Here is a 23355-nt window from a genome sequence, read left to right on the forward strand (position 1 = left end):
GGCGACGCGCTTCAGCTCTTTATGCATACCGGGCTTGGCGGTATTGGCGGCGAGCTCGATGCGGTGGCCGTTGGGATCGAAGAAATAGATGGATTTGAAGATGGTGTGATCGGTTGGGCCGAGCACGTCGATACCGGCATCTTCGAGTTTCTGCTTCATCTCCAGCAACTCGTCCATGCTCTCCACTTCCAGCGCGATGTGCTGGACCCATAAAGGGGTGTTTTCGTCACGACCCATTTCCGGAGAATTGGGCAGCTCGAAAAACGCCAACACATTGCCCTGCCCTGCATCCATAAAGATGTGCATGTAGGGGTCCGGTGCCCCGGTGGAGGGCACCTTGTCTTCGGCGATCGCGAGCTGGAAATCCATGCCCAGGAGGTCGCGGTAAAACGCCACGGTTTCCTTGGCATCGCGGCAGCGGTAGGCCACGTGGTGAATTCGTTGAATAGCCATGTATGGCCTCCGTACTCTCTTTCCAGGATACTGATCAGGCTGCGTTTTCGTCTTTGCCCTGGGCGCCGCTCTCTCCACCAATAACACCGCGCTTCAGCTGGTCGCGCTCAATGGACTCGAACAGGGCCTTGAAGTTACCTTCACCGAAGCCTTCGTCGTCTTTGCGCTGGATAAACTCGAAGAATACCGGGCCCAACATATTGGCGGAGAAGATCTGTAACAGCAGACGTGGCTGGCCGCCCTCGGTGGTGCCATCCAGTAGCAGACCGCGCTTTTTCAGCTCCTCGGTAGGCTCGCCGTGTCCGGGCAGACGTTCTTCCAACATCTCATAGTAGGTTTCCGGCGGTGGGGTCATGAACTCCATGCCCTGCTTCTTCAGGCGATCCCAGCAGGCCACCAGGTCGTCACAGGCAAAAGCGATATGCTGGATACCCTCGCCGTTGTACTTCATCAGGAACTCTTCGATCTGGCCGCCACCACCGGCCGCCTCTTCGTTCAGTGGGATACGGATCTTGCCGTCCGGCGCGGTCATGGCCTTGGAGGTGAGACCGGTGTACTCGCCCTTGATATCGAAGTAGCGGATCTCGCGGAAGTTGAACAGGTCTTCGTAGTACTTGGCCCAGTAGTCCATGCGACCGCGATAGACGTTGTGGGTCAGGTGATCCAGGGTGTGGAAGCCACAACCTTCGGGGTGCCTGTCGACGCCCTCCAGCCAGTGGAAGTCGATATCGTAGATGCTTCCGCCTTCCTGATAACGGTCAATCAGGTACAGGGTGGCGCCACCAATGCCCTTGATCGCGGGCAGACGCAATTCCATCGGGCCGGTTTCAACTTCGACCGGCTGTGCGCCCTTCTTCAGCGCTTCGTTGTAGGCAAAGGTCGCGTCTTTGACGCGGAATGCCAGGCCACAGGCAGACGGGCCATGCTCGCGGGCATAGTAGTCTGCGTGACTACCCGGCTCGTAGTTGGTAATGAAGTTGATGTCGCCCTGACGCCACAGTTCAACGTCTTTGGTGCGGTGACGGGCCACCTTGGTGAAGCCCATGGCCTCGAAAACGGTCTCCAGAATGCCTTTCTCCGGCGCAGTGAATTCAACGAACTCGAAGCCGTCCAGGCCCATGGGGTTCTCAAACAAATCGGCCATGTGATCCTCCGTTTATAGGACTCATTATTAAGTGACCCGTCCGCTGCTTTTGGCGGCGGTGGTCGTATTGGTTTCAGGCGCAACGAATTTAGTTACGCATGTAACCAATGTCAAGCACCGCGGTGCTACAGCCTTTAAGTAATAGGACCAAAAGAGGAATTTGACCGGCTCAGAAGCGACCGAATCAGAGGAAGGAGGCGCCGACCGGCGCCGAAAGACAGCCCGGGTCACAGATGACCCGGACTATTGCGACCAAATCTTTAAAAACGGTCAGGCTTCGGTGTCAGCGACTTTGGAAAGATCACCCACACCGGCTTCTTTCAGCAGGGAATCCACCAGTGGCGCCATGGCGCGGTGTTTGAGCGCACTGCCCACCAGGGCCTCAGGCAGGCTTTGGCTTTTGCTTTCACCGTCGCCGTCCAGAACGCCACCGCTGGCTCGGCCGTCCACGCCATTCAGGCCTTCCACGGAGATGATCTTCATACCCTCGATCTTCTCCAGCGGTCGCACACTCTCACGCACAATGTTGGGCAGTTTGTCGTGCAGGCTCAATACGCGCTTGAGTGCGACCTGTGCATCACTGAGGCTGTTCATGGCCTCGTTCATCAGGCGCTGGCCTTCCGCATCCACGGCGTACTTCTCGCGGTCTGCCTCGACCTTGATGCGTACCGCTTCCGCCTCGGCGCTGGCCTGCAGACGCAGTGCTTCGGCCTTGTCTTCGGCGGCCGCTTTTTCTGCCTGCGCGGCAAAGGTGATGGAGGTCGCTTCCCGCTGCGCCTCTTTCTCTGCCTCGATAATTTCGATGCGCTTGATACGCTCGGCGGCTTCCACTTCTTTTGCCGTGGCCACCTGCTCTTCTGCCTTCACCGCTTCCGCGCGCGCGACATTGGCCTGCTGATCGGCAAGAGATTGTTCTTTGGATTTTTCCGCAACCGCGATGGCACGCTCCTGCTCGGCAATTTCCACGGATTTCAACTTGGAAATTTTCTGCTCATCCAGAACCCGCTCACGCTCGATTTCCTGCTCCTGCAGACGCTTTTCTTTTTCAATTTCCAGAAGGCGAGTGGCCTGTTCGGCCGCGATACGGGACTGATCCACTTCGCGTTCCGCTTCAATCTCTGCCTGGCGAGCAGCTTTTACCTGTGCAGCGGTTTCTTTCGCCATATCCGCTTTCTGTGCCGCTTCACGGTTTTCCAACTCGCGCTGCTGCTCAAGATGCGCATAGCGTTTTTCTTTTTCAATCTCCAGCCGCTGACGTTCCGTTTCCAGGTTTTTGGTTTCGATCTGGACCCGGGTTTCCTGCTCTACATCGTTGACTTCTTTACGCCGTGCTTCGATGGAACGGGTCATGCTGGCAAGACCTTCCGCATCGAATACATTGTCCTGATTGAAGAATTCCTTGTGGGTCTGATCCAAACCGGTGAGCGAGACAGATTCCAGCTCGAGGCCGTTTTTCAGCAGGTCTTCCGATACCACCTGCTGTACTTTCTGTACGAACTGGCTGCGCTGTTCGTGCAGTTCCGCCATTTCCATCTCTGCCGCAACCGAACGCAGGGCATCGACAAATTTACCCTCGATCATTTCCTTTAGCGCTTCCGGATCCAGGGTGCGCACGCCCAGAGTCTGCGCTGCATTGGCGATGGCATCGGTATCCGGCTTTACGCGCAAATAGAATTCGGCGAGTACATCGACCCGCATACGATCCTTGGTGATCAGCGCCTGATGCTCCTTACGCGATACCGCAAGACGCAAGGTGTTCATATTGACCGGGATGATTTCATGCAATACCGGCAGCACCAGCGCGCCACCGTTCATGATGACCTTCTGCCCGCCTAAACCGGTACGCACGAAAGAGCGCTCTTTGGAGGCGCGGGTGTAGAGGCGCGCGAAAATGGTACCGATCACGATCAGACCGATCAGTACCGTCCCCGCCATAATGGCAATGCTGGAAAGATTTTGAATCACTGGCTTTTCTCCGTATTACTGTTCTTTTATCCGCAATTAACTATTGGGCCGAATTCCCCGGAAACTGGCTCCATGTGCTTCCACCAGCACCACCTGCTGTCCCTGGGAAAACATCTCACCCTCATCATACGGCTCTACCATGACATAGTGTGTAGTGCCGAATTCATCGCTGAAGCGCGCTTCTGCCGGCGATCCTGCCGTCGCTTCGCCCAGCGTGATCACCGCCTTGCGACCGACAAAGGAATCGCGACCAACGGCTTCCGTTTCATCCCCGATCGCAAACCGGCGCATGATATTGCCCACAAAGCGTACCTGAGGCAGGGCCAGCAACAACACCGGCATTGCCAGTATCCATGCAGGTAACAGGGTGCCGAGATAGGCTTCGAGGAACATCTGGATCAGCAGACCGGAAATACCGAAAGAGACCAGAAAGGCAATCAGCAGAATCAACGCCGGCACTTCCCCGAACCGCAACCATCCGAGCAACTTTGTCAGCCCACCGCTGAGACCGGTATCGGGTACTTCCGCATTGATATCAAAGTCTGGCAGCAGGTTATCGAGCAGGTCGGAAAGGCCCGCGCCGATCAGGGTCATTACCCCTTCCAGCACCGCGATCATCAGCATTAGCACCAGTGCGCCGGTAAACAGCTGGTTGCCATCTTCAAGAAGAAAGATCATTGCACAGACCTCCAGGTCAGAAGTCTGCCAACTCCAGACCTATTCACCATTCGTCTGCCCAAAGCTGATGTTTCGCTCCGGCGACTGATCAAGACAGTATTCATAATTCTGGTTGTTCTCGTTGCGTTTTATGCTGCACCGGCGCGCAGTCGGAGTAACCAATTAAACATTACCAAAATGGATGGTCAATTACCGGCAATTACAGCCATGCCTCAGCCCAGATTATGATCGCGCATAAAAAAACCACCGCGAGGGTGGTTATCAATACAGGGATGGATCCCTTTCACTACTTTCACTACTAATGCCTGAGACAACGCCTGAAGCTGGCGCAACAGGGCATGGGAGTCGATACTCAAAATTTAGAAATCACTTTCTCTCCCTGCGCAATCCATCGCACGCATCCTCAAGTATCGACTCCGATGCCCTGCTGTCGGCATCGCTTCAGCCGTGTTTGAGTTTACTTTTCTACGAAGGCACGCTCGATCACGTACTCGTGAGGAACCCCCGCGCGGGTCTCTTTGAAACCCCATTCATCGAGGATCTTGGTCAGATCCTTGAGCATGGCCGGCGAGCCGCACAGCATGAAACGGTCTTCTTCCACATTCGGCTGTGGCAGATCCAGATCGCTGAAGATCTTACCCGACAGCATCAGATCGGTGAGACGGCCATTATTGCGATAGGGCTCGCGGGTAACGGTGGGGTAGTAGAGCAGGCCATCTCTGACCATTTCTCCAAAGTACTCGTGCTCCGGCAGCTCCTTCTCAATATAATCCTGATAAGCCAGCTCGGACTGGAAGCGCACACCGTGGGTGAGGATTACCTGGTCGAAGCGCTCATACACTGCCGGATCCTTGATGATGCTCATGAACGGCGCCAGGCCGGTGCCTGTGGACAGCAACCACAGACGCTTGCCAGGCAGCAGGTGATCCGCCACCAGGGTACCGGTGGGTTTGCGGCTGACAAAAATCTCATCGCCCGGTTTGATCTTCTGCAATTGAGACGTCAGGGGGCCATCCGGTACCTTGATGCTGAAGAACTCCAGCTCATCTTCATAGTTGGCACTGGCGATAGAGTAGGCGCGCAATAGCGGGCGGCCATTGTCCTGCTCCAGGCCGATCATGGTGAAGTGGCCGTTTTCGAACCGAAAACCCGGATCGCGGCTGGTCTTGAAACTGAACAGGGTCTCGTTCCAATGATGGACCTCGAGCACCGTTTCCTTATTCAAATTTGACATAACAATAGAACCACTTATTCCTGACCTCTTTACTCGGTGAATTCTATCGCTGGTAAATCTATAGGCAAAATGGGATATTTCGATACTTGTTATCTATTTTATTGATGAAGGAGTCGGAGCCCCATGCGCTACTCCCTGCGTCAGCTGGAAGTATTTCTCGCCTGCGCCCACTTTCAGAATGTGAGCCGCGCGGCGGAGAGCCTGAGCATGTCACAATCTGCGGCGTCCACGGCATTAAAGGAGTTTGAGCAGCAGTTTGACCTGCGCCTGTTTGAGCGCACCGGCAAGCGACTGCGGCTGAACGAGCTGGGGCGACAGCTGTGGCCACGGGCGGAAGAATTACTGGAGCGGGCGCGGGAACTGGAACAGACACTGCAGGCGCACGGGGATCTGGGGCGACTCAAGATCGGCGCCACCCTCACCATCGGCAACTATCTGGCCGCCGGGATCATGGCGCGTTATATGGAAGAGCAGCCGGGAGCCGGCGTCGAGCTGGAAGTCGCCAATACCGCCGCGATCGCCCAAGGGGTACTCAATTTCGAACTGGATCTGGGGCTGATCGAAGGCGAACTGAATCACCCGGATCTGGAAATGATTCCGTGGCGCAAAGATGAACTGGTGGTCTTCTGTGCTCCCGATCACCCGCTGGCCGCAAGGCAGAACCTCAATGACGAGGACCTGTGCGAAGCGACCTGGATCCTGCGGGAAACCGGTTCCGGCACCCGCCAGACATTCGAGCGCGCTCTCGCGGGCCTCGTTCCACAACTCAATATCCGCCTCGAACTGCAACACACCGAGGCGATCAAGCGCGCCGTGGAAGCGGGTCTCGGCATCAGTTGTCTGTCCCGGGTCTCGCTGAGCGATGCATTCAAACGCGGTGCACTGATTGAACTCGCGGTACCGCAACGCAATTTCAACCGCGAGTTTTACTTTGCCCTCCACCGGCAGAAATACCGCAGCGCAGGCATCGAGCGCTGGCTGGAGTTGTGTCGTCAAGCGACTTGATTGACGCCTCCTTATTCCCGAGCCGCTTTAAGCGGGCCGCCCCACTCATCAGGCAGCATGTACCCACAGCGCGGGCAACATCAATCGTTGGAATACAGGTCCCCAAAAAAATCTCCCCGATTCCAACGCGGCGTTTTGTCACTGTCAGTCACTTCCCGCGCAATCGCATAATTCACTTCCGCGAACTGCTGCGCGGCCACATAATCGATCTGGGTATCTGCCTCGTCACCGGGGCGGTGGTAGCGCTCGCGCAGGAAGCTGACCTGGGCTTCGGTGCCGTTGATGTCGGGATCGCGGGCTTCTCGGCCGGTAATCAGGTAGATCGCGGGTACGCCCTGACGGACAAAACTGTAGTGATCGCTGCGTACAAAGATGACCTCTTCCGGCATCGGGTCCGGACTGAGTTTCAGGCCCACGCGTTCTGCGGCGTGGGCGGCGGTTTTGCCCAGGCTCGAGTGTTCGGCGCCGAAGGCAATCACGTCGCGGAAGGGATACAGCAGCATCGGCATATCCAGATTGATATTGGCCACCATGGACTGCGGCGGCACCGGCGGGTGTTGGGCAAAATAGTCGGAGCCCAGTAACCCCTCTTCCTCAGCGGTTACCGCGACGAACAGGATGGAGCGGCGGGGTGGATGACCGGACTCGACAAACAGCCGCGCCACTTCCAGCATCACCGCGATGCCCGCGGCATTATCCTGGGCGCCATTGGCAATCTGATCGCCCTCCGCCGCATCGTCGATGCCGATATGATCCAGGTGTGCGGAAAACACCACGTATTCACCTTTCAGCTTGGGATCGCTGCCGGGTAACAGGCCGACCACGTTGGGGCTGATGATCTTCTCGTGCTCGGCACCATTGCTGAGCGTGGCACTGTAGGGCAGCGGAAAACCCCGGGGCACGACGCCGTTCTTAATCTCGGTATACACGGTATCCAGGCTGCGGGGTGCACCGATAAACAGTTGTTTTGCCGCAGGCATATCGAGAAATACTCCGGGATGCAGGCCGGGGATGGCATTCCCGGGCACATCATCGGCACGCAGCCAGTCGAACGCAGGCGCATCCATGTGCTCCGCCGAGCGGGCGAAGCTGCGGCGGAACTCCCGCGCCGGCGTGTTCAGCGTGATATAACCAATGGCACCGTGGGCGGCCGCCGTGGTGCGCTTGGTGCGGCCAGAGGCGTAGTGGGCGCCCTCTTCACTGGGTAGATGGTTCGGACGGCCATCGAGTATTACAACGATTTTCCCCTGCACATCGAGGTCTGCGTAATCATCCAGGCCGAACTCCGGCGCCTCAATACCGTAACCCACAAACACCAGCCCGGCAGATGCGACGGTGTCTTCACTGATGGTCGCGGGGGACGCGAGAAAGTCTTCTCCGGCCTCGAAGGTGATATCGCCATCGCGGCCGTGCAGCACAAAGCCGGGCTCGCGAGTACCCCAGCTGGCGCGCCGGAACGGCACTGGCTGCTGATAGTCATCGCCGGAAATCGACTGGAGTCCCAGTGCGGAAAATTTGTCGGCTACATAATCCGCCGCCTGGCGGTAACCGGCGGTACCGGTTTGACGCCCCTGCAGTGCGTCGGCAGCCAGGTATTCCACATCCGCACGGATATTCTCGCTGTTGGCGGTGGGGAGCGGGAAGAACGGCAAGCTGCCACTACAGGCAGCGAGAGCGGCAGTCAGGGAAACGCCGCCAATCAGCTTGGTTATTTTCATTGCTTGGATGAATCTGCTTGGATGAATCTGTGTGGATAAATCTCGGTGTATTCCTTACCCGGAGCTTACCACGATCACCCACTCAGGCCGCGCGGCCGGTTCCGCTGTATTTTGAGAAGCCGTTGGCGATGGCGGCTGCGGCCTGTTCGTGTGCGGTGTCTGCGCAGAATTGCCCGTGCGCGCCGAGGAGGTGATAGAAAGGGAGTTGCTGCAGTCGCTGGAAATCTTCCGCCAGTCCGCGCAGGTTGTGTTCGCGATCCCTCGTGGCACGGCTGCGCCAGGAGGGCAATACCTGCATCCCCCGGTGCACACCACCTGCGCGCATCAGCCATTTGCCGGCCCAGCTGCAGCCTTTCCATTCGTGCCAGTATTGCAGGGAATCACAGGTCAGTAACAGACCGCCATCCTGAGGAACAATGAGTGCCGCTTCGGGGACCAGGCTGTGTTTGAATTCGAACACCTGACCGCCGGGTACCGGGCACGGGCCGCCTTCACACAGGTCCTGGTCCGCCGGTGGCAGCGGGTAGTGATCGGAGTGGGGCTGGCGCCAGAAAAAGACATTGAAGCGATCGCGATAGTAGAGGTCATCACAGCCGTGAAAATATCCAAGCCGAACGGCCTGTCGCACCCGCCCCAGATCGCGCAAATCCTCCTCGACGCGCCGACACAGACGCACCGGATTGACCAGCAACAGGTCTTCCCCGCTGCGCACGATGCCCATATTGCGATTGACGTAGACACCAGGAGCAATGCGTGCGCGCCCCTGTACCATGAAAAAGTCCCGCAACAGCTGCCGGATTTCACCATGGGGCAGCGGCGGTGGATAGGCGATTTGCATGGATGGCTATCGGCCTTGTGCAGGTTATCGGTTAGTCAGCATTCCTACTTCAGGGCTGTCCCAATCACCGCTGCAGTGACAATCATCCGCTCGGATCAGCTGTATTGCAGACGGTTACTGAGCCCGTGAAGTATCTGCATAGCCTGGCTGGCATCCCTGTCCGCCACCAGAATGTGTTCGTGTACCCGCGCCGATACTACATTCGCATGTATTCCGGCCTCGGCGAGTTCCCGCACGATGGTCGCGGCCACCCCCGGCACCTGCAGATCCTGTGAGAACTTCAGGGTAATCTGTCGGTACTCCCCTTCACAGGTCAGTTGTTCTGCCTGGGCAATTTGTTCCGGCAACAGCCCACAGAGCCCCTCCCTTTCGCGAAAGATACATAAGCATTCGTCTAATAGTGCGCGCATCTGGTGGTCTTCCAGGGAACACAGCGCGAGCTTTTCCCGGTGCAGAACCGGGGTCAGACGCAGCAGGAACTGATCGATCTTTACCTGTGCATTCATCCAACTGGCCTCTGTTAGGTAATTGGCAACTCGGTCATTGCTTTGTGGTTTTCTTGTCGGCGGATTCTGTCGCAGTTTCGGGTTTGTCAGGAGCGGGGCCGAACTTCTCCCCCTCAAATTCCGGTTCACCTTCCACCGGGGTGGTATCAACCGGATCCGCAGCCATCTGCGCTTCCAGCTCCCAGTTGTCCAGAACGGTATCAATGTCTTTTTCCAGCGCCATACTGGGGAATTCCGGACAGGGAGCATCCTTCTCCGGGTTGTGCCAGCTGGAAATCGGCGCGACGAAGACCACCAGGGATTTGTGCAGATAATTGCGGCCGATACTGGCCTCGGTCCAGGTGGTCTGCCAAGCGTACTTGCCCTTGACGGCGTAATCGCTCTCGTAGGATTTCAGGGTGAGGAAATAGGGATAAACCTTGCCACCGCGACACACGATACGGCGCTCGGTCTTGATATTGGCCATCTGGGTAAACGGATCAAAATACCAGCGGATATCGTATCCGTAGGCAAATTTCATCTCGCCACCGCGTTCGCTGAACGCATAGGATCGCCCGGTGCCGTCGGCATTCAGGCTCCACACATGCTGCGCCTCGCCGTCGCGGGAGATCAGCCAGTTGCCTACCCACTGATCGGCAGTCAGGCGCGATTCTGTCTGCCAGCCGGGGTACTCCCCCGCTTCTGTTTGTTTCCGCTCGGATTCAGGATCGGCTTTTCCCGGCTTGGCCGGGTCTTCGGCAACTGCAATGAACTCGCCATTCACGGTGCCGGCCTGAGCAGGAATCGCCGCCGGCTCGCCGTCACCGCGAACGAAATTCACGTCCAGCGTGCTGTGGCTCGCCGGGGCAACACGGTCGGCGGCCAATTTTTGCGATCCGGCGGGAGGAGGAGTCCCGACTGCGGTGTCGCCGGCCGAATCCCCTGCAGCGGTAGCCAGTGGTGGGGCCGCCAGAATCGCGACCATAAAGCTGAGAATAAAACGTCGCTGCTTCACGGCATCAACCCAATTGTGGTTGCGTTTTATTCTTCCCTGAATAATTGGAGTGTGTCGGTATGGGGTTCCAGCCCGCAGGTCCTCGCGGTGCCGGAACCGGATCGCTGCCTTGCTCACAACGGATCAACCTGCAGTTGCTGGATCAGTTGTCGTTGGCTGCGGTCTGCTCGGGGATATCGCGCTCACTGTACAGGTTCGGGCACTCGGCGCCGTGACTCGGGGTTTCCCAGTCGGCAAGACGACGCTGGAAGGCGAGAATCCCGCCGTTGTGCTGCCGCCAATGTCTGCCGTCGATCACGTTGAAGTCTAGGGTCACCGGACTCCAGCCGGTAAATTGCGCATACACCATGCCAGCGTTGCAGTGCAGGGTACCGCCGGTGCGAATGCGCACGGTATTGCCCTCAATGCGCCAGGAAATGGCGAATCCGTGGCTCAGCTGGCCATCGGCTTTAAAACCGTGGGCATAGCCGGAACCGTCGGCCTTCAGCTGCCAGACCAACTGCTCATCGCCATTGCCTACCACCAGCCAGTTACCGGCCCAGCGCTCGGCGGCGGCCAGATCCGGGGTCTGCTCCTGGGCGGCAGCGACCGCCGGTAAAAGAAAAAATACTGTCATGACCAGGGCATAGGCCTGCAGCAGGGATAGAAGAACGGGACGGAAGGAATACTGACGCAACAACTTCATGCGGCACTCTTCTCTGTTGGGGAAATTACAACTGGCGGTTATTTGAACCGTCTAAATAAAAGACTAGTCGTAAATCTCAACAGTGGCAGCGAATGCGACAATTTTCTTTGAATTCGCGCCAAGCGACATTAAGCATTGCGTAAAAAATGGACAGACAGAAAAACTGATGCGCGTTCGATCATTATATCGGTGAAGCCGCGGTCAGCGGCGTCGCGGGCGCAACAGTTTTATCCACAGCAACCAGCCCACGCCGGCGGCGGAGACCAACAGCAGGATCGCCCAGCCATCACTCCAGCCCCGTGCCGATGGCTGCAGTTGATTGCGTGCGCGGATCACCGCGGTGGTGAGCGTCTGAAAACGCTCGACTACCTCATTCTCCGGCCCCTGGGACAAGATCAACTGGCGCAGATCTTGCCACTGCCGGGTGATCTGGCGCGCCAATGCGGGGTCGCGGGCTTCCAGCTCACTGCTTACCGGGGCGAAGCCCTCGCGCTGGGCAAGGACCAACTGGTGGTAGGCTGCTGCACTGTCACCGCCGCGAAACGCGGTCTGGGCCTGCTGCAGCAAGCCGGCTGCGCGGGTCAGCGGGTGCTGCATATCCCGCGCGCGCTGTGGGTAAGCTCGCCACCACATCAGGGCCTGGCGCGCGTCCTGGGGCAGCTCCGCCGGCCGCACGGTAGCCACACCCGGCTGCACCACCAGCCCCGGATAGCGTTTGGCCAGCCCCAGCGGCGGCATCCTTGGTGGCGCGGCGAACCCCGCCACCACAACCGCCAACGCCCAGCGCTGACGACTGCTCAGGTCGCCATCAATGACCGGACCGTGCACATCGTCGCGGTGGGGGTCGATAGCGTTGTACAGATCGTAGAGGCTGAAGCCCGCCATCCGGCTGCGATCGGCAAAATCCGCATTCACTGCTGTGCCCGCCACCGATGCACCCGCATCACCGTGACATCGACTGCAGCGAGCCCGATACAGTCCGCGCCCCTCTTCCGCCGTGGGTAACAGTTCCGCTGGAGACCGCGGCAGTTGGTACAAAGCGGCGAGGCGATCGGCGGCGGTATTGGCGCGACGCCGGACGGTTTCCGCATCAGCACGCCGCTCTATGGCCGTGCGTAAATCTTTCAGGCTGCGCGTAAGCTGTCCTCGACCGGGTCTATCCGGCAGCGACGCCAATAATGCTTCCACCTCGTCCACATGTCCGCGAAGCTGGGCGAGTAACTGCATATCTCCGGAATTCTCTCCGGTGGCTACTTGAGAATAATCCGCAGCGATATACGACAGCTGACTGACGGCGCGCGCCACCAGCACCTCGGTGCTCTCTTCGGCACTCTCCTCAGTAATCTCCGCCTGTGTTGGCAGCGCCGGCTCCCGACCGAGCGCCCATGCGCTGACGCAGAGACTCAGCACCAACAACAGTGTCGGCGGCAGGGAACGGGAGGGGCGCTGATAAGGCATAGGCGTGTGGTACGAGCCCGATAGCGGGAAATGCGTGATCTAGTGGTCCATGCGGAAAATTCTGTAACCGATCACTTTGCCACAGACTCCAGGGCGACGCTGAAAAAGCTTGAATTAACGCTGCTAGTCCTGCGCTTTTTCAACGCCACCCTGGAGCCTGTGGCTGTGTGCTTTAGTTACCGAATTTTCCGCATGGACCACTAGGTGTCGTGATTATTATCAGATTAGCAGCCTTGCCGGCCGCTTCCCGTCTACAACGCGGTTGCGTGCACAGAATGGGCGGACACAAAAAACCCCGCGTTTGCGGGGTTTCGAGGCGATTCAGCCCTTTTCAGCGCGCTCTTTGGCGATCAGGTAGTCCACCACATCCAGCATCAATTGCTGCCCGTTGGACTTGCCTTTGAAACCCGGGAAGGAGGTGCTGACCCGGTATTTGCCGGCCACTACCATTTCCGGGGTACCGGTGAGCTGGTAGGCCCGCTGTTTGGCCATACCCTGTTTGACCTTGCTGTTGATACCGAAAGAGTTCATCAGCTTGACCGCCTTGGCACCGTCGGCGCCGTGTTCATTGAACAGTGCCTCGATGGCCGACTCATCCGGCTTCCACTCGCGTCCGTCGCGGTTGGCAAACATTTTGCGCTGCTGGGCGATGGCGCTGAAGATCGGGCCGTGCAGCTGATCCAGCACGCCCATAGCTTCAGCGGTGTAGAACAGGCGCGCGTGCACCTCCATTACCGGCTGCCAGATGGCGGGGATTTTGTTCAAGGCCACATCCTGGGGCATGGTCTGCTGCCACTTTTTCAGCGGCGCCTCGAAGTGGTAGCAGTGGCCACAGCCGTACCAGAACAGTTCGGTGACTTCGATCTTGCTGTCGTCATCCTGAGCGACGGCCTGAGGCAGTACCTGATAATACTGACCTTCTTTGAATTTGCCCCCGGTGTCCTGGGCACAGGCGGCCAGGCTCAGCAGCATGGTGAAGAGTGCGACGACAGCTCTCATGTTAGTAACTCCAAACTATTATTGTTTCCGGCACAGGGTAACCATCGCTCCCTGACGCCAGCCTGAATGTAGACAGCGGAGATTATTGAAGTTCCACACCCGGTTCGCAACCCGGGTGCGGCAGTCGGACACACAAAGGCCGGTCAGAGACCGGCCTTTTTACTGCGGGCGCTGATTAATCGGTCAACCCGGCAACGTAGTTGGCAACGGCCTTGATTTCGGCGTCAGACAACTGCTTGGCAACACTGCGCATCACCCGGGTCTCGCCATCGTTCTTGCGAGTGCCCTCGCGGAACGCCTTCAGCTGCTTTTCGACGTATTGTGCGTACTGTCCGGACAGGCGCGGATAGCCCGCAGGGGCATTACCCTTACCGGTAGGAGAGTGGCAGCCCATACAGGCGGGAACCCCGGATTCCGCGTTACCGGCGCGGAAAATCTTGCGCCCCAGTTCCAGACCGTCCACGGTATCGCCGTTGTTCAGCATCACCGTGAACTCCTGGGAGCCGGACAGCTGGATGTTCTGGCTGGCAAAGAACGCCGCGATATCCTCGAGATCCTGGTCGCTCATATTATCGAGCTGACCCACCATCTCCGGTACTTCGCGCGCGCCGCTCTTGATATCCTGCAACTGCTTGTGCAGGTACTTCTCGCCGAGACCGGCGATTTTAGGAAAAGTCGGTGCCGGGCTGTTGCCATCCGGTCCGTGACAGGCAGCGCAGGCCGCAGCCTTGGTCTGTCCCGCGCTGGCATCTCCAGCAGCGTGGGCCATCTGCGCCACTGCCACCACCCCCAAAGCCAGTGCGGCCTTCTTTATAATGCTGTTCATACGTCGTCCTGTTGCGCGCTGAAATATTGCATCCGATCCGCGCCACCGCGGCGTACCTGCAGTGGCAACGAGGGTCCCGGATAGCCGTCCCCCGAACGCAATTCCTGCGTTGGGCAATCTCGGGAGGCCCTTCAAACCGCGGCATTATATACTTGCGCGCCATTCGAGTGTACCGGGAAGCCAAATGTCTGAATCCAATTCTGAAAACCGTTCCGAAACCCGTCCTGAACCCACCCACGTAGAACGAATCAACTTTCGCCGCGCAGCCTTTTTGACCAGTGCGCCCACGCTGGAAGAGTGTCCGGAGGATTTTGGCGCCGAAGTCGCCTTTGCCGGGCGCTCCAACGCCGGAAAATCCAGTGCCATCAACGCGCTCACGGACAACAGCAAGCTTGCGCGCACCTCAAAAACGCCGGGCCGCACCCAGCTGATCAATTTCTTCAGCCTGGGCGAGCACCAGCGGTTGGTGGATCTGCCGGGGTATGGCTACGCAAAAGTCGCGCGCTCGATGAAAGACGAGTGGCAGCGGCACCTGGCGTTCTATCTGGAACAGCGGCGCTGCCTGAAGGGCCTGGTACTGCTTATGGATATCCGCCAGCCCCTGAAGGAGTTTGACCTGCACATGCTCACCTGGGCAGTGAATGCCGGCCTGCCGGCGCACATCTTGCTCACCAAGGGTGACAAGCTCAAGAACGGGCCGGCCAACAACACCCGCTTTGCGGTGGAAAAGGCACTCAAGGAACAGGAGCTGGACCGCGGGGTGACGGTACAGGTGTTCTCCGCCACCAAGCGCAAGGGACTGGATAAGCTGGAGCAGCGCCTGAATACCTGGCTGGCATTGCCGGCAGAGCCGGAAACAGCCGATGAGGAAGATGTCGGGACGGACGACTGATCTTCACGGGTTCCGGAATCGGCGCCCGGCACTCAATGTCGCAGCCCTGTGGCTTCCTCCTCCCTCAGGCTGTCCAGCAGTATCTGCCGCAGTGCCCGACGGGCGGTGGGCGTGAGCCCGCGCAGCTGTTCAGCGGTCAACTGCCTGCGGGCAATCAGGGAAACCAGTGTCTGCTGGTGAATCTGCACCTTCAGGTAGCGGTCGGACGACGACATTCCACTTTCTCCTCTGGCACCCCTGGCTGTTGCGCTGCCACTTCCCGCTAATGCACACGGGCGACCGCATTGGTGGTAGTACCGCGCCACTGCTCGGGAATACTGGATTCCGCCATATACAGGGTGCGGATACAGTCTGCGGTCAGGTGATAGCGCTGCTTGTCACCGAGCTCCCGGGCCAGGCGCGAGCTGGCTCCCACGAGGATGTAGTTGCCGAGGCCGCTCTCCCCGCGCTGGCGGTAGGCCTCGATCAACTGGCGCGCGCAGTCGGTAAAACGCGTCGCCGCCACCGAGTAGCCGGGGGCGCCGGCGGTCAGTAGATAACTGGCGAGCTCGAACGCGCACCCGAGATAAGGAATCGCCTGATCAAAGCTGCCCTCCTCACACAGCTCGGTGCCGCGCTCGGTCCAGTCGGTCCATGCCTGCTCGGCACGCTGGGGGTTGCTGGTGAGCCACTGGCGGTGATTCGCACACAGGTATTTCAAATTCACGGCAAACTCCTCAATTCATGTCACATCATGCTAATGCGAAGCATTATCATTTTCAAACAGATAGACCGCGATTGATGTGAATTGATCCGCCAAATTTCGTCTAGACTGAAATTAAGCCGCCCAAGAATCCCTGCGCCCATAAACCAGACGCAGCATTGGGCGAAGGTGCCGCTGCCGGGTACGTCCTTGCGAGACCTTCCGCGAGAGGGACCTCGCGGAAGAGCCCCCGTGGATGGGTTCACGGCGTGTCTCACAAGGACATACCCGGCAGCGGTACCGCCACAGAACCATCCAAACAATTGGGTAGTGCTGTGGCGGGGTCTCCTTCGCATAGAGCAAAGAAGCCCGAACGAGGCTTGGACAAGCTTTGGAAAGGCAAAAAAAAGCCGGCAGATTGCAGCTGCCGGCCAGGGGTCAGTGCCCTTGGGGATGGGCACTTGGGAGACGTGTCCAGGGGGACGGACACGCCTTTGGGTTCTCACCCAGATTCCACTTCATCCGATGCAATCCATTCAGTACAAAGACTAAGCTGGGCCGCGTTGGTTCCCCACTCGGATTTTACGCCGAGCCGGTTTCCGTTCCCGGATACCGGCAATGTATCCCACATTATCTTCCTTTGCGGGCATAAAATTCCGGATCTGAGACTTTGGTCGTCAGCCCAGTGTAAAAATCACCCACCTGCGAGCAAAAAGCCACCACAACAAATAAATTGATTTATTTTTGACCAACCCGTCCCTGCGGGCAAAAAAAAGCCCCGAGGGGGTAGTTCGGGGCGAGGGGCTTCTGACTAAGCTTTTTGGGGGATGAAACGCAATCCAACGATCTTGCTAACTTAGAGAGGCGGTTTCTGCTGGAGTTCCGCCGCAGGTGAAAAAAATTAAAATTTTTTCTGCCCGCTTCTTCCCTCCGGCCCTGCTCCCTGGCTCCCATTGTTCCGCTCAGTCAGAGAATCCCCCAGTCTGGATCAGTGGGCCTCATCCCAGTTGGCACCCTCTCCGAGGTCCGCGATCAATGGCACATCGAGGTCCGCCGCGGCCTGCATCAGTTCCGGTACTTTTTTCACGATCCTGTCGCGCTCGTCGGCGGGCACTTCCAGCACCAGTTCATCGTGTACCTGCATGATCAGGCGGCTTTTCAGTGTCTCCTCCCGCAACCAGCGATCCACGGCGATCATCGCGCGCTTGATAATATCCGCCGCGGTGCCCTGCATCGGGGCGTTGATCGCGGTGCGCTCCGCGGCCTGGCGCTGCATGCCGTTGCGGGAGTTGATTTCCGGCAGGTACAGGCGGCGGCCGAACAGGGTTTCCACATAGCCTCTATCCGCCGCCGCTTTGCGGGTATTCTCCATATATTCCAGCACCCCGGGATAGCGCTCGAAGTAACGATCGATATAGGTCTGCGCATCTGCGCGCGGAATGCCCAGCTGTTTCGCCAGGCCGAAGGCGCTCATGCCGTAGATCAGACCGAAATTGATCGCCTTGGCGCGGCGGCGCTGTTCATCACTGACCTCGTCCAGGGCAACCTCGAAAACTTCCGAGGCGGTTGCGCGGTGAATATCCTCACCGCGGGCAAACGCGTCCAGCAGGCCCCTGTCGCCAGACAGGTGCGCCATGATGCGCAGCTCGATCTGGGAATAGTCCGCAGCCACGATCAGGCTGCCGCCGTTGATGCGCGGATCGGCGATAAACGCCTGGCGGATGCGACGGCCCTCTTCGCTGCGGATAGGAATGTTCTGCAGGTTCGGATCGCTGGAAGACAGACGGCCGGTGGCCGCCACCGCCTGGTGGTAGGAGGTGTGTATACGGCCGGTGGCTGGATCGATCATCTGCGGCAGCTTGTCGGTGTAGGTGTTTTTCAGCTTCGCCATACCGCGATATTGCATGATCAGCGCCGGCAGCTTGTGGGACAGCGCCAGTTCCTGCAGTACCGGCTCGGCAGTGGACGGTGCCCCCTTGGGGGTTTTCTTGATCACTGGAATTTCCAGCTTTTCGAACAGGATGGCGCCGAGCTGCTTGGTGGAGCCGAGATTGAACTCCTCCCCCGCTTCCTCGAACGCCTGCTGTTCGAGGTCGCGCATCTTTTCTTCCAGCTCGCCGGACTGCTTTTTCAGCATCGCCGCATCAATGTAGGTACCGTTGCGTTCGATATGCACCAGCACCGGCAACAGCGGCATCTCGATTTCATCCAGCACCTTCGCCAGCTCGCCCTCTTTGGCCAGGCGGCTACTCAGCTCCCGGTGCAGGCGCAGGGTGATGTCCGCATCTTCCGCCGCGTAGGGGCCCGCCTTGTCCAGTTCAATCTGATTGAAGGTGAGCTGCTTGGCGCCCTTGCCGGCAATATCCTCGAACTTGACCGTGGATTCGCCCAGGTATTTCTGTGCGAGGCTGTCCATATCGTGACGGCTGGCGGTGCTGTTCAACACATAGGATTCGAGCATGGTGTCGCGCTTGATACCGCGCAGTTCGATATCGTAATTGGCCAGGATGTGGCTGTCGTACTTGAGGTTCTGGCCGACCTTTTTGATCTTGTCGTCTTCAAGGATTTTTTTCAGTTTGACCAGCGCGCGATCGAAATCCACCTGTTCCGGTGCGCCCATATAGTCGTGGGCGAGCGGCAGGTAGGCGGCCTCACCGGCTTCCACCGCGAAGCTCACCCCAACCAGCTTGGCCTGCATATAGTTGAGGCTGGTGGTTTCGGTATCAAACGCAAAGATATCGGCCGCCGCCAGCTTCTCCAGCCACGCGTCCAGGTCTTTTTCTTCGGTGATGATGCTGTAGTTGCGCTCGACCGACAGCGCTTCCGCCGCGGAACCCTCCTCACTGCCACCGAGTTCGTCCACCCAGCTGCGGAATTCCAGCGCGCTGAACAGCTCGCGTAGCCTGTCGCTGTCCGGCTCGCCATTGGCCAGGGATTCTGGCTTCTGCTCCATGTCCACATCGGTCTTGATGGTGGCGAGCAGGTATGACATGTCCGCCGCCTCTTTGTGTTCGGCCATCTTCTTGGCCAATGTCTTGGAGCCACGGAAACCCAGCGGCGCGATCGCATCCAGGTTGGCGTAGATGTTTTTCAGGCTGCCGAGCCCCTGCAACAGGGCCAGCGCGGTTTTCTCACCCACGCCGGGCACTCCGGGAATATTGTCGGACTTGTCGCCCATCAGCGCGAGGAAGTCGATGATCAGCTCCGGGCCGACGCCGAACTTTTCCTTCACCCCATCCACATCCAGCTCAGTGTTGGACATGGTGTTCACCAGCGTCACCCCCGGGCGTACCAGCTGCGCCATGTCCTTGTCGCCGGTGGAAATGATCACTTCCATCCCTTTGTCCGCGGCCTGTAGCGCCAGGGTGCCGATCACATCGTCCGCTTCCACGCCGTCGATCACCAGGCGCGGCAGGCCCATGGCATCGATGATGTCGTGGATCGGCTGAATCTGTGCGCGCAGGTCGTCCGGCATCGGCGGACGGTGAGACTTGTAGTCTTCAAACAGCTCGTCGCGGAAGGTTTTCCCCTTGGCATCAAAAACTACCACTACCGGGCTGTGCGGATGCTCTTTCAGGTGTTTGCGCAGCATGGAAATCACACCGCGCACGGCACCGGTGGGCTGGCCGGTGCTGGTCGCCAGGGGCGGCAGCGCGTGAAACGCGCGGTACAGGTAGGAAGAGCCGTCCACGAGGATTAGCGGCGCTGAATTCGAATTGTCGTTACTCATATAAGTCCGAGGTGCAATGTTTGCGGGAAACAGTCATTCGCAAGTAATGATTTGAAGGTTCTGCAGGGCGACAGGATAACCGTGTTGTGAAGTTTTCGCTCGCCTCCGCCCACCGCTGGATTCACTCCGCCGTCGCGGCGCCGCCGGTCACCGCACTGTCACCACCACCCGCTCAGGGTCTTCTAGGCTTTGGATATCGGATGAAAATTGGACTGTTCCAGAGGCTGTACCATGTACTCCCGCTTTCTCTTCACCGCACTCCTCACCACCTTTTTGACCGGCACCCTCTCTGCCAGCTGCCTGGCGAATACACAGCTTCACAGTAGCAAAGCCCAGAGTGACTTCCCCACCCGGGCCATGGAGCATATTGAAGTCATCGGCTATCCCATGCGCCCGGTAATTGATCACGGGTTCTCCCCCGCAGTGGCTACTTCCCAGACCAGAGAGGCGCATCGACGCGAATTATTGCGCGATATGCTGGTAAACCTGTTGCAACAGATGGAGGCATTCCGAGAGACGCGGGAAAGCCACAGCGAAGAGACGCTGGCACAGGAAGCGGCACCGCTGACGCCACTACCCGCTGATAACGAGGTGGAGGTTGCCCCTGCGGACAGCATTGAGGTGAAGCCGGTTGGCGACGCCGAGGGCGAGGAGGCCGTGGTGGAAGGGGTCGTGGAGACCGAGCCGAGCTGAACCTGCTCCGCTCGGGCCACACCATCACTGGAGTAGAGTTTTTATCTGGCCTGACTCTCCGGGATCGATCTGTCCACTATCTGACCCAGGCACTGGCGTGCGTCGGATAGCAGTTTTTCCATCAATTGCCGGTACCCGGCATCCTCGGGCAGATTGCGACCGAGCGGGTCGAGGGCGCGGTAACCGAGGCCCAGGTGCGCGGCAGTCTGACGGTCACGATCATTGGCGGGTACTTCTCCAAACAGACAGCCTCTGTTGCCTTCCCTGTCACCATTCCCCCCGGTGCCGTTGCGCCCCTGATCGAGCATGGTACGCGCACCGTGCTGATGGTTGTCGCTGCCGCTGAGGCTTTCCGCTTTTATGCCGGCGGGCCCGAAAAACTGACTGTATGCCAGGTGCGTGGTCACCACCGGGACATCTTTGTATCCCCACAGCGCGCGATCCTGCACTTTCTGCAGGTTGGCCATGGCGCGAGAGAAATCCCGGGCCCGCTGCCGGTAATCGTCTGTATGGATAGGATCCAGTGCCGCGAGGCGGTTGGCGATATGTGCCGCCATCCGTGCCGCATTGCGCGGGCGCAACCACAGGTGCGGATCCCCCTGGTCGGCGCCTTCCAGCTCATACCCCTCTGCATTCAGCAGGGTGAGCTGTTTCTCTTCTGGTAGCAGCGCCATTTGCCGCGCCATCACCGACTCCACCGCCGGGCCCATCCATACCAGCAGCGATGCCCTCTCCATCGCGGCCCGGTCGGCCACCCGGGGGGCGTACTGGTGTGGATCGCCACTGCTGATCAGGGTGTGGATATTGCTATCGGGTCCCGCCACTTCGCGCGCGAGCATCGCCAGGGGGGCGATACTCACCACGATCCGCGGCGCTTGTGCACGGCTTTTATCTTCTACTGTGTCAGTGTGTTCTTCTCCACAACCGGCCACTAACCAGGTCAATACGCCGGCCGCCAGGATGACACGAAGAGTTTGTAGGAGACTGCTGGGCATGAAGAGCTGACCTTAACTGCGGGTTGTTCCTGAGGCTGTGCCTGAAATAGTAGAACCGGACGGGAAAGCTGGCACCGAATTGCCGGTCACCGGCAAACAGGCCCAGCGGCGTTCTACCCTCAGGCGGTACAAAAGGGATGCGATATAATCACACCCGGCTTACACTCGCCAGCCATTCATTCGCGTACCATCGCTGAAACTGCTACACGGGAGCTTCCCCTGACTGACGCCGCGCCGCTTATCCGCGCCCAGAACCTGGGTCTAGAAATTGCCGGTCGACAACTGCTGCGGGATATTTCCCTGGCGCTGCAGCCGGCAGAAATCGTGACTGTCATCGGCCCCAATGGCGCCGGTAAAACCACGCTATTGCGCCTGTTGCTGGGGCTCACCAAACCCAGCAGCGGCAGCGTGCAACGCCGTCCGGGACTGCGACTGGGCTATATGCCGCAGCGCTTACAGATTGACGCCACCATGCCGATGACCGTCGGGCGTTTCCTCACTCTGGGGATCAACGGCGTGGATGTGCCCTCAGCGCTGGCGCAGGTCGGTGCGCCGCAACTGGCGCAGGCGCGACTGGCCGATCTCTCCGGCGGCGAAATGCAGCGGGTGCTACTGGCACGCGCCGCTGCGCGCAAGCCACAGCTGCTGGTGCTGGACGAACCGACCCAGGGCGTAGACCTCGGTGGCCAGAGTGAGGTGTACCAGTTGATCGCGCAGCTGCGGGATGAACTGCAGTGCGGCGTGTTGCTGGTGTCCCACGATCTGCATCTGGTGATGGCCGCTACCGACCGCGTCCTATGCGTCAACCAGCACATCTGTTGTCACGGCCATCCGGAACAGGTCAGCCGCGACCCGGTGTATCTGGAGATGTTCGGCGACAAGCTCGCCCTGTACACCCATCAGCACAACCATCACCACGACATCAGCGGCGAGGTGGTAGACGAGTGTTGCGATCAGGACCACGCCCACGCAGTGACGCCACCACCCTCACGCAACCCAAAATCTGACAGCGACCCGGCCCCGTGAACGATCTCTCCCAACTGCTGCAAAGTTCCTTCCTCTGGTACGCCCTGGCCGCCGGGCTGCTGGTGGCGGTGGTCAGTGGACCACTGGGGTGTTTTGCCGTGTGGCGCCGAATGGCCTACTTCGGCGATACCCTCGCCCACTCCGCTCTGCTCGGGGTAACTCTGGGTTTTGTACTGCATATCCAGCCCACCCTAGCGGTAGGCGCCAGCAGCTGCGTGTTAGCGCTGCTTTTGGTCTATCTACAGCGGCGCCAGCACCTGTCGGTGGATACCCTGCTGGGCATTCTCTCCCATTCGATGCTCGCGCTGGGGATCGTGACGGTCAGCCTGCTGGATATCAATGTGGACCTGCTGTCCCTGTTACTGGGCGACCTGCTGGCGGTTTCCACTCAGGACCTGTATTTGATGCTGGCCGCCGCCGGGGTGATCGCGCTACTGCTGCTGGTGCTGTGGCCCAAGCTGCTGGCATTTACCCTGCACGAGGAACTGGCCGCGGTGGAAGGTGTGCCGGTGGAAAAAATCCGCCTGGCGCTGATGCTGATGCTGGCGCTGTTGATCGCCATTGCAATGAAAGTGGTGGGGGTACTGTTGATCACTGCCCTGCTGATCATTCCCGCCGCTACCGCCCGACGGCTCACCACCACGCCGGAACAAATGGCGCTGAGAGCTTCTGCCATCGGTTGTGTATCGGTGTTGTTGGGGCTTGCCGCTTCGGTGCTGTGGGACAGTCCCGCCGGGCCTTCCATTGTGCTCGCCGCCGGTACCCTGTTCCTGATCGGGCAGTTCAGGCGCCCAGCCGATCAGGCTGGCGCCGGCTGAACTGGCACCAACTGAA

22 protein-coding genes (1 of these 22 only partly in view) are annotated in these 23355 nt (G+C 59.1%); 5 read left to right on the top strand and 17 right to left on the bottom strand.

The genetic code is table 11. The features are described from left to right. The 5 genes from LPW13_RS15350 to LPW13_RS15370 all read right to left on the bottom strand — a co-directional run. Nucleotides 1-453 carry the 5' portion of a VOC family protein gene (locus LPW13_RS15350; protein ID WP_230436732.1) on the bottom strand. Its footprint begins 96 nt before the window's first position, so only the first 453 of its 549 coding nucleotides appear in the window; the start codon lies at nt 451-453; the stop codon falls past the left edge of the window. Nucleotides 454-487: 34 nt separating this feature from the next. After that, nucleotides 488-1597, bottom strand: a complete 1110-nt coding sequence (gene hppD, locus LPW13_RS15355) for a 4-hydroxyphenylpyruvate dioxygenase (protein WP_230436734.1) — start codon at nt 1595-1597, stop codon at nt 488-490. A 270-nt stretch (nt 1598-1867) separates the two neighbouring features. Then, nucleotides 1868-3562 (bottom strand): flotillin family protein, encoded by a 1695-nt coding sequence (locus LPW13_RS15360; protein ID WP_230436736.1) that lies wholly within the window; start codon nt 3560-3562, stop codon nt 1868-1870. Nucleotides 3563-3598: 36 nt separating this feature from the next. Further along, complete coding sequence (locus LPW13_RS15365) at nt 3599-4240, bottom strand: YqiJ family protein (protein WP_230436738.1); 642 nt, start codon at nt 4238-4240, stop codon at nt 3599-3601. 457 nt (nt 4241-4697) lie between these two features. Continuing rightward, the gene (locus LPW13_RS15370) at nt 4698-5474 is read right to left on the bottom strand and encodes a ferredoxin--NADP reductase (RefSeq protein ID WP_230436740.1); all 777 of its coding nucleotides are present in this window, start codon (nt 5472-5474) and stop codon (nt 4698-4700) included. Between the two features lie 123 nt (nt 5475-5597). On the opposite strand from LPW13_RS15370, the gene LPW13_RS15375 reads away from it, so the two are divergent. Then, nucleotides 5598-6479, top strand: a complete 882-nt coding sequence (locus LPW13_RS15375; RefSeq protein ID WP_230436742.1) for a LysR family transcriptional regulator — start codon at nt 5598-5600, stop codon at nt 6477-6479. An 80-nt stretch (nt 6480-6559) separates the two neighbouring features. Here LPW13_RS15375 and LPW13_RS15380 read toward each other — a convergent pair whose 3' ends face one another. The 8 genes from LPW13_RS15380 to LPW13_RS15415 form a co-directional block, all read right to left on the bottom strand. Beyond that, nucleotides 6560-8197 (bottom strand): M28 family metallopeptidase, encoded by a 1638-nt coding sequence (locus LPW13_RS15380; protein ID WP_230436743.1) that lies wholly within the window; start codon nt 8195-8197, stop codon nt 6560-6562. An 82-nt stretch (nt 8198-8279) separates the two neighbouring features. Next, on the bottom strand, nt 8280-9035 hold the full coding sequence (locus LPW13_RS15385) for a hypothetical protein (RefSeq protein ID WP_230436745.1): 756 nt from the start codon (nt 9033-9035) through the stop codon (nt 8280-8282). A gap of 95 nt (nt 9036-9130) precedes the next feature. Then, nucleotides 9131-9541 carry an ACT domain-containing protein gene (locus tag LPW13_RS15390; protein ID WP_230436746.1) on the bottom strand — a complete coding sequence of 137 codons (411 nt, stop codon included), beginning with the start codon at nt 9539-9541 and terminating at the stop codon, nt 9131-9133. Nucleotides 9542-9575: 34 nt separating this feature from the next. After that, nucleotides 9576-10535 (bottom strand): hypothetical protein, encoded by a 960-nt coding sequence (locus LPW13_RS15395; RefSeq protein ID WP_230436748.1) that lies wholly within the window; start codon nt 10533-10535, stop codon nt 9576-9578. A gap of 142 nt (nt 10536-10677) precedes the next feature. Further along, nucleotides 10678-11220, bottom strand: a complete 543-nt coding sequence (locus tag LPW13_RS15400) for a hypothetical protein (RefSeq protein WP_230436750.1) — start codon at nt 11218-11220, stop codon at nt 10678-10680. Between the two features lie 201 nt (nt 11221-11421). Then, on the bottom strand, nt 11422-12678 hold the full coding sequence (locus LPW13_RS15405; RefSeq protein WP_230436751.1) for a c-type cytochrome: 1257 nt from the start codon (nt 12676-12678) through the stop codon (nt 11422-11424). Between the two features lie 321 nt (nt 12679-12999). Continuing rightward, nucleotides 13000-13677, bottom strand: coding sequence for a thiol:disulfide interchange protein DsbA/DsbL (locus LPW13_RS15410; protein WP_230436753.1), 678 nt, complete (start codon nt 13675-13677; stop codon nt 13000-13002). Nucleotides 13678-13852: 175 nt separating this feature from the next. Next, complete coding sequence (locus tag LPW13_RS15415) at nt 13853-14503, bottom strand: c-type cytochrome (protein ID WP_230436755.1); 651 nt, start codon at nt 14501-14503, stop codon at nt 13853-13855. A 184-nt stretch (nt 14504-14687) separates the two neighbouring features. On the opposite strand from LPW13_RS15415, the gene yihA reads away from it, so the two are divergent. Next, nucleotides 14688-15395: a ribosome biogenesis GTP-binding protein YihA/YsxC gene (gene yihA, locus LPW13_RS15420; protein ID WP_230436757.1), complete on the top strand. Its 708-nt coding sequence runs from the start codon at nt 14688-14690 to the stop codon at nt 15393-15395. Between the two features lie 32 nt (nt 15396-15427). Here yihA and LPW13_RS15425 read toward each other — a convergent pair whose 3' ends face one another. The 3 genes from LPW13_RS15425 to polA all read right to left on the bottom strand — a co-directional run bounded on the left by LPW13_RS15425 (nt 15428) and on the right by polA (nt 19807). Continuing rightward, a complete protein-coding gene (locus tag LPW13_RS15425; protein ID WP_230436759.1) occupies nt 15428-15610 on the bottom strand; it encodes a hypothetical protein in 183 nt (60 codons plus the stop codon). Nucleotides 15611-15657: 47 nt separating this feature from the next. After that, a complete protein-coding gene (locus tag LPW13_RS15430) occupies nt 15658-16101 on the bottom strand; it encodes a hypothetical protein (RefSeq protein ID WP_230436761.1) in 444 nt (147 codons plus the stop codon). Nucleotides 16102-17065: 964 nt separating this feature from the next. Further along, nucleotides 17066-19807: a DNA polymerase I gene (gene polA, locus LPW13_RS15435; RefSeq protein WP_230436763.1), complete on the bottom strand. Its 2742-nt coding sequence runs from the start codon at nt 19805-19807 to the stop codon at nt 17066-17068. A gap of 231 nt (nt 19808-20038) precedes the next feature. Here polA and LPW13_RS15440 point away from each other — a divergent pair, with 231 nt between their 5' ends. Beyond that, a complete protein-coding gene (locus LPW13_RS15440; RefSeq protein ID WP_230436765.1) occupies nt 20039-20500 on the top strand; it encodes a hypothetical protein in 462 nt (153 codons plus the stop codon). Nucleotides 20501-20541: 41 nt separating this feature from the next. Here the strand turns inward: LPW13_RS15440 and LPW13_RS15445 are convergent, their stop codons facing one another. After that, nucleotides 20542-21495: a metal ABC transporter substrate-binding protein gene (locus LPW13_RS15445; protein WP_230436767.1), complete on the bottom strand. Its 954-nt coding sequence runs from the start codon at nt 21493-21495 to the stop codon at nt 20542-20544. Nucleotides 21496-21714: 219 nt separating this feature from the next. Here LPW13_RS15445 and znuC point away from each other — a divergent pair, with 219 nt between their 5' ends. Continuing rightward, nucleotides 21715-22521, top strand: a complete 807-nt coding sequence (gene znuC, locus LPW13_RS15450) for a zinc ABC transporter ATP-binding protein ZnuC (protein WP_230439210.1) — start codon at nt 21715-21717, stop codon at nt 22519-22521. Further along, nucleotides 22518-23339, top strand: a complete 822-nt coding sequence (locus LPW13_RS15455; protein WP_230436769.1) for an iron chelate uptake ABC transporter family permease subunit — start codon at nt 22518-22520, stop codon at nt 23337-23339. The genes znuC and LPW13_RS15455 overlap by 4 nt, the downstream gene beginning before the upstream one ends. Nucleotides 23340-23355: the final 16 nt, after the last annotated feature.

Source organism: Microbulbifer celer (assembly GCF_020991125.1).
In the GTDB taxonomy this organism is placed as follows: Bacteria; Pseudomonadota; Gammaproteobacteria; order Pseudomonadales; family Cellvibrionaceae; genus Microbulbifer; species Microbulbifer celer.

What these genes read in the sequence shown, in the direction of transcription:
- hppD (WP_230436734.1), bottom strand. Translation starts at nt 1,597, where the DNA reads ATGGCCGATTTGTTTGAGAACCCCATGGGCCTGGACGGCTTCGAGTTC.
- LPW13_RS15365 (WP_230436738.1), bottom strand. Translation starts at nt 4,240, where the DNA reads ATGATCTTTCTTCTTGAAGATGGCAACCAGCTGTTTACCGGCGCACTG.
- LPW13_RS15370 (WP_230436740.1), bottom strand. Translation starts at nt 5,474, where the DNA reads ATGTCAAATTTGAATAAGGAAACGGTGCTCGAGGTCCATCATTGGAAC.
- LPW13_RS15375 (WP_230436742.1), top strand. Translation starts at nt 5,598, where the DNA reads ATGCGCTACTCCCTGCGTCAGCTGGAAGTATTTCTCGCCTGCGCCCAC.
- LPW13_RS15380 (WP_230436743.1), bottom strand. Translation starts at nt 8,197, where the DNA reads ATGAAAATAACCAAGCTGATTGGCGGCGTTTCCCTGACTGCCGCTCTC.
- LPW13_RS15385 (WP_230436745.1), bottom strand. Translation starts at nt 9,035, where the DNA reads ATGCAAATCGCCTATCCACCGCCGCTGCCCCATGGTGAAATCCGGCAG.
- LPW13_RS15390 (WP_230436746.1), bottom strand. Translation starts at nt 9,541, where the DNA reads ATGAATGCACAGGTAAAGATCGATCAGTTCCTGCTGCGTCTGACCCCG.
- LPW13_RS15400 (WP_230436750.1), bottom strand. Translation starts at nt 11,220, where the DNA reads ATGAAGTTGTTGCGTCAGTATTCCTTCCGTCCCGTTCTTCTATCCCTG.
- LPW13_RS15405 (WP_230436751.1), bottom strand. Translation starts at nt 12,678, where the DNA reads ATGCCTTATCAGCGCCCCTCCCGTTCCCTGCCGCCGACACTGTTGTTG.
- LPW13_RS15410 (WP_230436753.1), bottom strand. Translation starts at nt 13,677, where the DNA reads ATGAGAGCTGTCGTCGCACTCTTCACCATGCTGCTGAGCCTGGCCGCC.
- LPW13_RS15415 (WP_230436755.1), bottom strand. Translation starts at nt 14,503, where the DNA reads ATGAACAGCATTATAAAGAAGGCCGCACTGGCTTTGGGGGTGGTGGCA.
- yihA (WP_230436757.1), top strand. Translation starts at nt 14,688, where the DNA reads ATGTCTGAATCCAATTCTGAAAACCGTTCCGAAACCCGTCCTGAACCC.
- LPW13_RS15425 (WP_230436759.1), bottom strand. Translation starts at nt 15,610, where the DNA reads ATGTCGTCGTCCGACCGCTACCTGAAGGTGCAGATTCACCAGCAGACA.
- polA (WP_230436763.1), bottom strand. Translation starts at nt 19,807, where the DNA reads ATGAGTAACGACAATTCGAATTCAGCGCCGCTAATCCTCGTGGACGGC.
- LPW13_RS15440 (WP_230436765.1), top strand. Translation starts at nt 20,039, where the DNA reads ATGTACTCCCGCTTTCTCTTCACCGCACTCCTCACCACCTTTTTGACC.
- LPW13_RS15445 (WP_230436767.1), bottom strand. Translation starts at nt 21,495, where the DNA reads ATGCCCAGCAGTCTCCTACAAACTCTTCGTGTCATCCTGGCGGCCGGC.